Genomic DNA, 13,225 nt, shown 5'->3' with positions numbered 1-13,225 from the left:
AACGGTATTATTATATATGTATTTATAAAATAATAAAAGCATTTTTCATTACCTGCTTGTCCCAATGCCTTAATTAGGTGTTTGAAAAAAATAATATACCATCAAATCAATATATATTTTTTTAAAAGCACCTTATGTCTAATCTATAAAAGCTATGAAAAAAAGGTGCTAAGAATAAAACTCTTAGCACCTAAAGGACCTTCAAAAAAATAACTAGTCATATTATAGTCTATAAATCATGATTTAGTTTTTGGTGTAAATATTACTGCCATTAAATATCCAAATACAATTGCTGCTGTAATTCCACCTGCTGTTGCTGTAATTCCCCCTGTAAAAGCCCCAACTAAACCATTTTCATTTACTGCTTTAATTGCACCTTTAGCAAGTGAATTTCCGAATCCAATTAAAGGTATAGTAGCTCCAGACCCACCAATTTCAATTACCTTGTCATAAAGCCCAAAAGCTCCAAGAGCTACTCCCATTGTTACAAAAAGCACAAGAATTCTAGCTGGAGTTAACTTAGTTGTATCCATTAATATTTGTCCTATTACACATATGGCTCCACCTATTACAAATGCATAAAAAAATTCCATTTTATTCACATCCTTTAATTATTAGCTTTAATCATAAAAAAATTAATAGTCTACTGTTTAATATAATTGACTAGTTATTTTTTTAAAGGTGAATAATCATCCTTAAATTCTATTGCAACTGCATGAGCTATTCCTGGGATACTTTCTCCTTGAAGTGATGATGTAGTACTCATTAATGCACCTGTAGAAATCAAAAGCATAGTTGTAATTTCTTTTCTCATAAGTTTTTTATAAAAATATCCTGCCATTACAACTGCAGAGCATCCACATCCACTACCACCAGCATCTGTTTTTTGAACTTTCTCATCAAAAATTATATCTCCACAATCCACATAATTAGCTCTTATATCACATCCATATTCATTTAATAATTTTGATGTTATTTCTTTGCCTACTCTTCCCAAGTCCCCCGTTGCTATAACATCATAATAATCAGGTTTTCTTCCAGTATCTTGAAAGTGTCTATAAATAGTGTCAACAGCTGCAGGCGCCATTGCAGCTCCCATATTATTAACATCTTTTACTCCATAATCCTTAACTACTCCTGTTGTGACATAAGTAATCCCTGGAAAATTCCCTTCCTTTGACAGTACCATTGCTCCAGATCCTGTAACTGTCCATTGACAAGTTCCACATCTTTGACATCCATATTCTAATGGAAATCTAAATTGTCTTTCCGATGAACTAAAATGTGATGAAGTAGATGCAACTACATTTGTTGCAAAATCTCCATCTATAAACATTGCTGCTATACTTAATGATTCTGCCATAGTAGAACAAGCTCCATATAGTCCAAAGAAAGGTATATTTAATTGTCTTGCCGCAAAAGTTGATGAAGTAATTTGATTTAATAAATCTCCCGCAAACAAATAATCTATATTTTCTTCCTTTAGTTTCACCCTTTCAATAGCACTTTTTATAGCTGTATGCATCATATCACTTTCAGCTTTTTCAAAACTATCTTTTCCACAAGTATCATCACTTAAAATTTCATCAAAATAAGTTTTAAGCGGTCCTTGGCCTTCCTTTGGTCCAACTATTGAATATGTAGAAATGATTTTTGGTGGGTTATCGAACTTTATAGTATGTTTCCCAACCTTTTTAGTTTTATTTTTCATAAAGTCTTCACCTTGTCCTCTCTATCTAATGTTTTTATATAATCCTCTTTAGAAAAATTATCCTCCATATACCTTTTATATTAATGATTTTTTCAATACAATTTCATTTATGATCCCTTACTAACCCATAAATCTTTGGATTAAGAAGTATATAATACCAACTATTACAGAACTTCCGATTCCATATACTAAAACTGGACCTGCAATTGTAAACATCTTTGATGCCACTCCAAATACAAATCCTTCTTTTTTAAATTCCATTGCTGGAGATACAATTGCATTAGAGAATCCAGTAATAGGCACAACTGTACCTGCTCCTCCAAAAGCAGCAATTTTATCATATATTCCTACTCCTGTTAATAATGCTCCTAGTAGTATCATTATAATAGATACTACGCCTCTTGCTTCTTCTTCTGGACTACCGTATTTGACTAATATAAATTGAAATATCTGGGCAATTGTACATATTGCTCCCCCAACTAAAAAAGCTAATACACAGTTTTTAGCAATTTTAGGTTTTGGCACTGCAGCTTTTGTAATACTTTCAAATTTTTTAACTATTTTCTGTTCTTTATTAGCCACTTCTTTCACTCCTTATTCTTTTAGTCATTGTAAAATAAATAACGAACCAAAGATTCTTTAAATATGCTTTATATATTTATTATCTCTAAAAAAACCAAATTAAAACTGGTATTTATATGCAAAAAGGCTTTTTGATTATTTTAGTCATCTAAAAAAAATAACAAGCCAATGTTCTATTCATATTGGCTTGTTATTTTTTTGAAGATGACTTATCAAAAAGCCTTTTAATTATTCTTCTAACTTTTTCCTCATAACAACTAAAACTTTTTTTTCTATTCTAGATACTTGTACCTGACTAATACCTAATAATTTTGCAACTTGTACCTGAGTTTTATCCTTGAAGTACCTAAGCATTATTATTTGTCTTGATTTTGTATCTAAACTTCTTAAAGCTTCCTTTAGTGCTATTCTATCTATCATTTCGGTATCTTCTACACCTTTTTCACTTAATTTATCTATTAAAAGAACTGGTGCTCCATCATCTTGATGTATAGTATCATAAAGATAGTGTACGCCTGTAGATGCTTCTATTGCAAACACTATATCTTCCTTAGCTATTTGAGAGTATTTTGAAATTTCTTCTATTGTAGGATCCCGTCCTAGGTCTTTTGTCAATTGTTCCTTATCAAAGTGTATTTTTCTTGCTAAGCTTTTTACAGTTCTACTTACTTTAATAATACCATCATCTCTTATAAATCTCTTTATTTCTCCGATAATCATTGGAACTGCATATGTTGAAAATTTAACATTAAAGGATGGGTCAAAGTTTTTTATTGCTTTTACTAGACCTATAGAGCCAATTTGAAATATATCCTCATAGTCATATCCCCTATTAAGAAACTTTTTACTTATAGATGATACTAAAGGTAGGTTCATTTCAATAACCCTATTCATAGCTTTTCCGTCTCCAGCCTTTGCTAGAGGTATTAATTTTGAATTATCTTCATAATTATATTCCTCTTTTTTTACATTTATATTTTCCATATTTTTTTCACCTAACTTACTGAATTGAATTTCTTCTTCATTACAATTCTAGTTCCTTGTCCGTCTTTACTACTAACTTCTAAATCATCCATAAATGTTTCCATCACTGTAAACCCCATACCAGATCTTTCAAGATCAGGTCTAGAAGTGTATAGAGGTTCCATTGCTTGGTCTATATCTGGTATACCTTTACCTTTATCACTAATAATAATTGTTATTTCATTACCAGTAATACTTGCCTCTATTTTGATTATTCCCTCTTTTCTATTTTCATAACCATGAATTATAGAATTTGTTACTGCTTCTGAAACAGAAGTTTTTACATCTGTAATTTCTTCTACAGTTGGGTCTAATTGAGCTACAAATGCTGCCACTGCAACTCTTGCAAACCCTTCATTTTGGGATATTGAGCAAAATTCAATACTTACTTTATTATCTTCCATTTCTAAACCCTCCATTAAATGCATCTTACTGCTTCATCTACACTGCTATAAGCATCTATAATTTTATATAGTCCTGAAAGTTCAAAAACTTTATTTGCATTTCTACTTACATCAGCGACACAAATTTTTCCAGATCTACCTTGCATTTTTTTAAACCTTCCTATAACAACACCAATACCTGAACTATCCATAAATGTAACTTCATTAAAATTTAACACAACTTTTTTTATATTATCTCTATCTATTCTATCGTCTATTTTCACTCTAACTTCCTCTGAACTATGATGATCTAATTCACCTATTAAACTAACAATTAGTTTGTCTTCACTTTTGTCAAACTTTAGATACATATAAAACTACTCCAAAGATTTCTCTCTAAGAGCAATTCACCTCCCCGCCTTATATTTTTCCTTCTTTTCCACATTTTAACATATTAACTTATTCATAGTCAAATACTTTTAGAACTTTATATGAAAATATTTTTAAAATAGATACTAAAAAATAACACAACCCTCCCATACGCCTATTTAAAATAAGGATATTAAAACTAAATAACTTATAGTTCTAATATCCTTATCTTAGTTTATTAAATTACTTATCTTTATCTTTATCTTTATCTTTATCTTTATCTTCATATTTTTTCAATTCTTCATTTATAGTTTTAAAGAAATCTTCTATAGTTTCTCCATCTTCTAATATCATCACCTCTATTGCATCATTTAAGGTTTCCATAGTATATATATGAAAATCACCATTTTCTATAGATTTCTCAATTTTTGAATTCAATATTATTTCATCCTTATTAGAGCTTGGTACTAAAACGCCCTTGTTTTTTACGTTATCAACTAACTTGCATACTTTATAAAATCCTTCTATTTTTTCATTTACTCCACCAATTGGCTGCACTTCTCCAAATTGATTAAGTGATCCAGTTACTGATATATTTTGCCTAATTGTTTTTTTACTTAATGCTGATAATATACATATCATTTCAGATACTGAGGCACTATCCCCCTCTATTAACCCATATATTTGTTCAAAACTTAAATGAAAATCTACAGTCATTGATTCATATGGATCTAATATACTACTTAATAAACCCTTTAAAATGTTTATAGATTTTTCATGTATTTTCCCACTTAAATTACTTTCTTTTTGAATGTCTACAATTCTTCCAGTGCCTTTATATGCAACACATGTCACCCTCATAGGTTTTCCAAAAGAATGATAACCTGTATCTAAAACTGCAAGAGCATTTATAGATCCTACCTTTTTACCATTTAAACTTAAAAGAATTTTATTTTCCTTAAACATTTTCATATATTCTTCTTCAACTTTTTCCTCTTCATAAGCAATAGCTGTTACATCTTCTTTTGATATTGTTTCCCCACCTCTTTCTTTGGTGTAGTTATTTGTTAATATAATTAACTTATCAATATCAATATCATCTATATTTATTTTACTCTTACTATTTGCTCTTCTACAAAGGTATTTTAAGACTTCCATTATTGCATCATCATCTATCTCTTTAATATTATTTTCTTTTATCCTATTTTTAACATAATCTTTAAGATAAAAAACAACTTCATCCTTCATCTCTACTATATCTGTAAATTCTGCTCTTAGAGGAAATAGCTTTTTGAAATCTTCATCCGCATTATAAAGAGTATCGTAGCTTTCATAATCTCCAATTAATATTACCTTTAACTTAATTGGTATTGGTTTTGGCTTTAATCCATTAATTGATACTACCTCAGAATATACTCTCGAGGTATCATAGCTTAATTTATTCGTCATTAATGCCTTCTTTAAATAGTAATAACTATATGGGCTCGTGGCAAGGGAACTTATTCTAATAATTATACAGCCCTCATTTGCTCTAATCATAGATCCGGAATTAATTAATGAAATATCAGTTGTATACACCCCATTATTATTCTCATACTCTACGCTTCCCATTAAATTATTTATACTTGGATCCTCCTCATATATAACTACTGGACTAAGATTAATTGAATTATCCACTAAAATTTTCACAGCATATTTATTTATTATTTCATAAAGCCCAGCTTCATCGTCTTCTATACTCATGGTATAGGTATTTACAACTTCTTTTTCAATTTCTATGAATAGTCTTTCTAAATATTCATAGGACTCATCATCATTTACGAATTCTAGTAAAGCATTATCTTTATACTCTTCCATTTCTACGATTAAAAATTTACTATAAATATTTTTAAGTTTCTTTATATATCTAACTTCTATTTCTTTTAGTGTATCTAAAATCCCCTCTGCCTTTTTCTTTAATGAAGCCGCTTTTAAACTTATTGATTCTTTTTTTTCTTTGTCTAAATCATCATATTGTTCTTCTGTTAAAGCTTCACCATTATTTATGGGTATAAAAGCAAACCCTTTTGCACTTGCTTTCACATCAAAACCTTCTACCTTTGCCATATCCATAAGTTCATTTATATATTTAGTTCTTTTTGATTCAATTTCATCTATTAACTTATCTTTCTTTTCATTTGATGAACTATTATAAAAGTCTTCTGCAAATTCAAGGTACTTAGTCTTCAAACTTTCTACAGTTTCTTTTAATTGTTTTCCTTTTCCATTCTCTACAAAAATAGCCTCAGGTTTCTTCGCATCTTCTACTACTACATAACAAATATCCTTTGGAGGTTCTAATTTTTTGTACTGTTCCTTTATATATTTAATTAACTGTTTTAGTTTATTTTTCGAAAAAGAATCTATTACATACAGATTGAACCCGTCCTTTTCTATACTTAACGCCCTACCAACTCTTTTATATGAATCTTGAATTTCAGGAATTATCCGTTCCTTCTTTTCCTCAGCCTCATTGCATATTATTTTAAATATTACTTCCTTTGGAGTTAACTCTCTTTTCATATTGATTCCCACTTAAAAATCGTATTTACTACAATTTTCTTGAAGCAGTTCCCCCCTCTTTTATTAATATATTATATTAATATTCATAACCTTCCCTTTTAGATATTATTTTTTAAAATAAAACTGTATCTCTATTAATTTTTAAGCGTCTCAATAGTATTTAATGCACTATTAGTTAAATCATTACAACTCCGCTTATTATTTATTATTAAATGTACATTCCACCTTTAATATTATTAATATCAGTATACTTTTATAGGTTACTATTTGATATTGTTTATTAAGAGTTTTCACCACATATTTTACGACAAAAAAACACCAGAGCTTCCACGCTGGTGTTTTTTAATAACTAGTCAGATTCTAGTCTATTTTTTCCTTGCTCTTCTTTTAATAATTTGAGTTTGATTTTGTACCATTACAAATTGCAATTGATGCTGAAGCTCCAATTCTAGTTGCTCCATTTTCTATCATTATCATAGCATCTTCATTACTTCTAACTCCACCAGATGCTTTAACTCCCATATCAGGTCCAACAGTTTGTCTCATTAATCTAATATCTTCTTTTGTTGCTCCTCCACTTGAGAACCCAGTTGAAGTTTTAACAAAGTCTGCCCCTACTTCTTTTGCAATAGCGCAAACTTTTACTTTTTCTTCATCCGTTAAAAGACAGCTTTCTATTATAACCTTAGTTAAAGCTTTTCCTTTTGCTGCATTTACTACTGCTGCTATATCATTTTTAACATATTCTAAATTATTTTCTTTTAATTTACCAATGTTAATTACCATATCAACTTCAGTTGCACCATTTTCTATTGTTTGCTTAGTTTCAAAAACTTTAACCTCTGTAGTTGTTGCACCTAAAGGAAAACCTATTACTGTACAAACCTTAACTTCACTACCCTCTAATATTATAGCTGCTTTTTTCACCATTGATGGGTTAATACAAACTGATGCAAACCCATATTCTAACGCTTCCTTGCATAATTGCATTATTTCTGCCTCTGTTGCCTCTGGTTTTAATATAGTATGATCTATCATTTTTGCTAATTCTTGTTTATTCATAAAAATTACCTCCTCTTTTGATTTCTTCTTAATTATAAAGTATGTTCAAAAAAGTAACTAAACAATATGGCTTATAATTAGAATAGTGTAAGCTGTTCTATTGTATTTTCTTTAAATGAAGATATTGTTAGCCCTATCAACCTTATTCCAGTAGTAAAATCTTCCCCTTCTATTATTTCTTCACATACTTTATAAAATTCTTCAACTTTATTTGTATAATAATTTAGTGTTTTACTTCTTGTATGACTTTCAAAAACACTACTTTTATATTTTACTGTTATTGTTCTTCCTTCTAAGCTTCTCATAATTAAATCATTACTTATTTGAATACAAAAATCTTTTAAACAAATTAATAATTCTTCCTTATCCTCTGTATCTACTTTTAGAGTTCTCTCTTTCCCATAAGATTTTCTATCTTTTTCTATAATAACTTCTCTTTTATCAATTCCTCTAATCCTATCATAAATTTCCATGCCCCACTTACCTAAATATTCAAAATAGAAGTTCTTTGGCAGTTCATATAAATCTCTTATATAAAATATTCCCATATTATTTAATTTCTTTACTGATTTAGCCCCTAATCCATATATTTTAGAAATAGATAATGGTAATAGTATATCCGGAATCATATCTTCATTAATTACCATAATTCCATTTGGTTTATTCCAATCTGATCCAAGCTTTGCTAAAAATTTATTATAAGATATTCCAACTGAAATAGTTAATCCTAACTCTCTATAAACTCTTTTTTTAATAAAGAGTGCTGCTTCCATTCCATCTTTAAAGTTACTTTGACTTAAATCTAAATATGCCTCATCAATAGAGAGAGGTTCTACCAAAGGTGTAACCTCTCTTAATATTTCAAATATTTTTAATGATATTTCTTTATATCTACTATATCTAGTGAGTACATATATTCCATTTGGACAAAGTTTTTGAGCTATAAAAATTGGCATGGCTGAATGAATTCCATATTTCCTAGCTTCATAAGAACAAGTAGATACAACTCCCCGTTCACTTATTCCACCAACTATAACTGGCTCTCCTCTTAGCTTTGGATTATCTCTTTGCTCTACAGCAGCAAAAAAAGCATCCATATCTACATGCAAAATAATTTTGTCCATTTTCTGACCTCCTAGACATAATAGAGAAAATAACAAGTCAAAAATTCTTATTTGTTATTTATTTTCATGCCCCTTACACTAAAACTTCAGAGAAAACCCCTTTGTTTTTAGATTTTATAAAACAATACACTCCATGTCCTAGTAATTCATCTATATATCTTTTTTTTTCTGAAACTGCACAAAATGAAACTATTACAATAGCAATAATTGTTCTAAAGCCTTTGTCCATATAATATTCATATTCATATTCTTTCTCACAAAGATCTTCTATTACACCTTCTACCATATCTGCATATTTTCTTGGTGTAACATTAGATAGCACACCAAGTAATGGTAAAAACTGATGTGCTAGCTTTATTTCTCTTTTCTCCAACTGAAGTATAAATTCCATAGTTCTATACATATCTCCTGAAGAACCATTTAATATTATTGCATTAGCTAATCCCTGTACTCCATTTTTCGATTTTATATTAAGCTTTCCTATTTGATTAAATACAGTATCTATAAATTCATCAATAGTCTCTACATCTATATCATTTAATGCCCAAAGAGCACAAACTAAATAATCATCCTCTTTAGTTATATTATAGTATTTTTCTTTTAGTAGATAGAAAACTTCTTTTGTTTTCTTAATAACCTCAATTTTATTTTTGTTTTTACCATATTTCGCTATTACAAAAGCTGTTAGTGCTAAATGATCGCACTCATTAAAACCTTCTTGAACTAGCAAGTCCATTATTTCATATATATCATCAATAATTTCTTTTTCATCTAAATTATCTACCGCTATTAATAAAGAAAGTATATATAACATATCTCCTCTAAATGGTGATATTCTTGAGGATGTAGCTTTAATATATTTTCTTATTTCTTTTACCCTGTCTTCTGGAATTTCTTTTTCATAATGAGCATAGACTAATGAGGCATAATGATTTAACAGGTCCCCATCATTTCTTAAAAACTCTCTTGCTTCTCTATAATTTTTTACCGTCAATTCAATTCTCTCATGGAGAAAATTTTCCATAACTTTCCCTCACTTTTACTTTTCAGCATATTATTTGTTCTCTAGGAGCTGAATTAAAATAACAAGTCAAAGATTCATAGGATATCTTGTGCTAGTGGAATAACCATAGCTTAGAATCTTACTAGTTATTTTTTCAAGCTCCCTTATATTATACTATAATATTTGTGTCAATTTCATAACAAATTTTTAACAATTGTTTTTTTATTTTTAACTATATTGAATAGTAAAATTCCTGGTGTTATACTTAGTGTATATACACCTGTAAATTTTTTATGAAAGGTAGTGTAAACATGACATTAAAAGAAGATATATTAAAATTAAAAGTTGAAAAAAATGCACTAATACTATCTCACTTATATGAATTAGATGAAATTCAAGAAATTGCTGATATTGTAGGCGATTCCTACTTTTTAAGTAAAAAAGCATTAGAAAGTACCAATGACTTAATTGTTTTTTGTGGAGTTCAATTTATGGCTGAAAGTGCGAAAATACTTTCTCCAAATAAAAAAATCCTTATTCCCTCTAATGAGACAACCTGTCCTATGGCCGACATGGCATCATTAGAAAAGCTTGAAATTTTAAAAGACAAGCATCCTAATGCAAAAATTGTTACTTATATAAATTCTAATTTAGATATTAAAGCAGTTTCTGATGTTTGTGTTACTTCTTCATCTGCTAAAAATATATTAGCAAATATTGATGAAGAGGAAATAATTTTCTTACCAGATAGAAATCTTGGTGAATATTTACAAGAACAAAATCCAAACAAAAAATTTATACTTTATAATGGCTTCTGTCCCACTCATGAAAGAATTGACAAAGAAGAAATAGTAAATTTAAAAAATAAATATAGAGACTTTAAAGTTTTAGTACATCCAGAATGTAATAAAGGAGTTCGTGATCTAGCCGATTTTATCGGTAGCACATCCGAACTTATAAATTATAGTGCTTCATCCCCTTTTAAAGGTTTCATTGTTGTTACCGAAGAAGGTGTTTTATATAAAATGAAACTTAAAAGTCCAAGTAAAACATTTATTAAAACAACTACTGGAATGATTTGTCCTAATATGAAAAAAATAACCCTGGAAAATTTATATACCTGTTTATTAAATGAAGAGTATGAAATTATTCTTCATGAAGGTTTACGAGTTAAAGCTCTTAAATCATTAGAAAATATGCACAGGCTTTCTTCTAAATAATTATGATTAAAAATACTGATGTTTTAATTATTGGAACAGGTATTTCCGGGCTATTCACCGCATTAAATTTAAAGGACAATATTAATATCATATTAGTTACTAAAGATAGGGTACGAGATTGTAACAGTTATTTGGCTCAAGGTGGTATTTCTATAGCATTAAATTCAGAAGATATTCCTTTATTTATAAATGACACTTTAACTGCAGGTAATTATAAAAATGATATTTCTGCACTTAATGTTTTAGCTAAAGAATCTTCAAGTGTTATACAAAAACTTATTTCCTTTGGCGTGTGCTTTGACAAAGAAAATAATAAATACCACTATACAAAAGAAGGTGGTCATAGTTGCTCTAGAATTATGCACATTAAAGATGAAACTGGAAAAGCTATTATGGAATGTTTACTAAAAGAAGTATCTAAAAGAAAAAATATCACTATTTTAGAAAACACAAAATTATTAGATATTATAGATGATAAGAAATGTATTGGTGGATTATTTAATCAGAATTTCCATAGTATATATATCTATTCAAAGTTCACAATTATGGCAACTGGTGGGATAGGTGGATTATTTAATTCTTCTACTAATATCGAATCATTAACTGGTGATGGATTATCTATTGCTTTAAGGCATAATATTAAATTAAAGGACATGAACTATCTACAACTCCATCCAACAGTTTTATACGAGCCTACTATAAAAGGTAGACGACTTTTGCTTTCCGAATCCCTTAGAGGCGAAGGTGGATTACTTATTAATACTAAAGGAGAACATTTTGTAGATCCTCTTAACTCAAGACATATAGTATCATCTGCAATTTTGAAAGAAATATCTAAAACACCTAATACTCCATTTACTTATTTAAATATGACTATATTTCCTAAGGAATATTTAATTAATAGATTCCCATTTCTTTATAATGAATGTTTAAAGAGGGGCTATTCTATGGAACGTGATTTTCTCCCAGTATCCCCTGCTCATCATTATTTTATGGGTGGAATACTTGTTAATCTTAATTCAAGAACTTCATTAGATTCGCTATATGCAATAGGTGAAGTTAGTTGTACTGGAATCCATGGATCAAATAGACTCGCTAGTAATTCATTGCTAGAGGCTATTGTTTTTGGCAATAATTGTGCTAGTGATATTAATGAAAATATCATTAAAGAAGACTTCCCTACTCATGTGATTAACTCTTTAAACTATTCAAATGAAATAAACATAAATTTTGTTAATTTTTTAAAAAGAAAGGCGGATAATAGATATGCTAAACTATTTAATTATTGATGATATAATTTTAAATTCACTTAAAGAGGATGTCCCTTTTGGTGATATTACAACCTCTTGTATTGTAACTGATGATGAAATAGCACAAGCTACAGTAATTTGTAAGGAAGATGGTATATTATGCGGTTTGCCTGTATTTAGCCGTGTTTTTCATCTACTAGGTAATGTTGAGTTTACTCCTTTTATTAAAGAAGGAACCCCTTTAATCTGTGGCGATGAGATAGGTATTTTAAAAGGAAATGCAAAAAACATATTAATTGGTGAGAGGGTAGCTTTGAACTTAATACAAAGAATGAGTGGAATAGCTACTTTAACAAAAAAATATTCTGATATTTTAGAAGGATTTAAAACTGAAATTCTTGATACTCGAAAAACGACTCCTTTGCTTAGAATTATTGAAAAATATGCAGTGAAAATTGGTGGAGGAAAAAATCATAGATATTCTTTATCTGATGGAATACTTATAAAAGATAATCATATTAGTTATGCCGGTAGTATAACTAATGCGGTTTCCCTTGCAAAAGAAAACTGTTCATTTGTAAGAAAAATAGAAGTTGAAACTGAAACTAAAGAAGATGTTTTAGAAGCTCTAGCCTCTGGCGTTGATATAATAATGTTGGATAATATGTCGCCTAAAATGGTTAAAGAAATGGTTCTGTTAATAGATAAAAAGGCATTAATTGAGTGCTCCGGAAATATAACCCTTGAAACAGTATGTTCTTATGCAGAGTGTGGTGTTGACTATATATCAAGTGGTTCTTTAACTCATTCATTTAAAGTTCTAGATATAAGTCTTAAAAACTTATCTAAATTATAATTTTTTTAAAAATTTCTAAACTAAAAACTGCTAAGATGAATTCTTAGCAGTTTTTATTCTTTAGAGATAACTATCTACTG

The 13,225-nt window shown here is 28.9% G+C and carries 13 protein-coding genes; 3 read left to right on the top strand and 10 right to left on the bottom strand.

Annotation, left to right across the window (positions count from 1 at the left end):
• Positions 1-236: 236 nt before the first annotated feature.
• The 10 genes from spoVAE to BLS77_RS13070 all read right to left on the bottom strand — a co-directional run bounded on the left by spoVAE (position 237) and on the right by BLS77_RS13070 (position 9,840).
• Positions 237-593 carry a stage V sporulation protein AE gene (gene spoVAE / locus BLS77_RS13115; RefSeq protein WP_089970662.1) on the bottom strand — a complete coding sequence of 119 codons (357 nt, stop codon included), beginning with the start codon at positions 591-593 and terminating at the stop codon, positions 237-239.
• A 74-nt stretch (positions 594-667) separates the two neighbouring features.
• Positions 668-1,711 carry a stage V sporulation protein AD gene (spoVAD, locus tag BLS77_RS13110; RefSeq protein WP_089970659.1) on the bottom strand — a complete coding sequence of 348 codons (1,044 nt, stop codon included), beginning with the start codon at positions 1,709-1,711 and terminating at the stop codon, positions 668-670.
• A gap of 120 nt (positions 1,712-1,831) precedes the next feature.
• Positions 1,832-2,293, bottom strand: a complete 462-nt coding sequence (spoVAC, locus tag BLS77_RS13105; protein WP_089970655.1) for a stage V sporulation protein AC — start codon at positions 2,291-2,293, stop codon at positions 1,832-1,834.
• A 228-nt stretch (positions 2,294-2,521) separates the two neighbouring features.
• On the bottom strand, positions 2,522-3,277 hold the full coding sequence (gene sigF, locus BLS77_RS13100; protein WP_089970652.1) for an RNA polymerase sporulation sigma factor SigF: 756 nt from the start codon (positions 3,275-3,277) through the stop codon (positions 2,522-2,524).
• A gap of 11 nt (positions 3,278-3,288) precedes the next feature.
• Entirely contained in the window at positions 3,289-3,720 is a 432-nt protein-coding gene (spoIIAB, locus tag BLS77_RS13095) for an anti-sigma F factor (RefSeq protein WP_089970649.1), read from the bottom strand.
• Positions 3,721-3,734: 14 nt separating this feature from the next.
• Positions 3,735-4,070, bottom strand: coding sequence for an anti-sigma F factor antagonist (gene spoIIAA, locus BLS77_RS13090; RefSeq protein WP_089970645.1), 336 nt, complete (start codon positions 4,068-4,070; stop codon positions 3,735-3,737).
• A 241-nt stretch (positions 4,071-4,311) separates the two neighbouring features.
• A complete protein-coding gene (locus BLS77_RS13085; protein WP_089970642.1) occupies positions 4,312-6,630 on the bottom strand; it encodes an AAA family ATPase in 2,319 nt (772 codons plus the stop codon).
• Between the two features lie 387 nt (positions 6,631-7,017).
• A complete protein-coding gene (gene deoC / locus BLS77_RS13080) occupies positions 7,018-7,692 on the bottom strand; it encodes a deoxyribose-phosphate aldolase (RefSeq protein WP_089970641.1) in 675 nt (224 codons plus the stop codon).
• 77 nt (positions 7,693-7,769) lie between these two features.
• Positions 7,770-8,816, bottom strand: a complete 1,047-nt coding sequence (locus BLS77_RS13075; RefSeq protein WP_089970639.1) for a DNA polymerase IV — start codon at positions 8,814-8,816, stop codon at positions 7,770-7,772.
• A 73-nt stretch (positions 8,817-8,889) separates the two neighbouring features.
• Entirely contained in the window at positions 8,890-9,840 is a 951-nt protein-coding gene (locus BLS77_RS13070; RefSeq protein ID WP_089970636.1) for a DUF4003 family protein, read from the bottom strand.
• A gap of 290 nt (positions 9,841-10,130) precedes the next feature.
• Here BLS77_RS13070 and nadA point away from each other — a divergent pair, with 290 nt between their 5' ends.
• Genes nadA through nadC form a run of 3 tightly spaced genes read left to right on the top strand, consistent with a single transcriptional unit; the run spans position 10,131 to position 13,145 of the window.
• Positions 10,131-11,039, top strand: a complete 909-nt coding sequence (gene nadA / locus BLS77_RS13065) for a quinolinate synthase NadA (RefSeq protein ID WP_089970633.1) — start codon at positions 10,131-10,133, stop codon at positions 11,037-11,039.
• Positions 11,040-11,041: 2 nt separating this feature from the next.
• Complete coding sequence (locus BLS77_RS13060) at positions 11,042-12,328, top strand: L-aspartate oxidase (protein WP_089970630.1); 1,287 nt, start codon at positions 11,042-11,044, stop codon at positions 12,326-12,328.
• Positions 12,306-13,145: a carboxylating nicotinate-nucleotide diphosphorylase gene (gene nadC, locus BLS77_RS13055; RefSeq protein ID WP_089970627.1), complete on the top strand. Its 840-nt coding sequence runs from the start codon at positions 12,306-12,308 to the stop codon at positions 13,143-13,145. The genes BLS77_RS13060 and nadC overlap by 23 nt, the downstream gene beginning before the upstream one ends.
• Positions 13,146-13,225 lie beyond the last annotated feature (80 nt).

Source organism: Clostridium gasigenes (assembly GCF_900104115.1).
Taxonomy (GTDB): Bacteria; Bacillota; Clostridia; order Clostridiales; family Clostridiaceae; genus Clostridium; species Clostridium gasigenes.
Note: the sequence above shows the minus strand (reverse complement) of the source record. Positions and strands in the feature narration are given on the sequence as shown.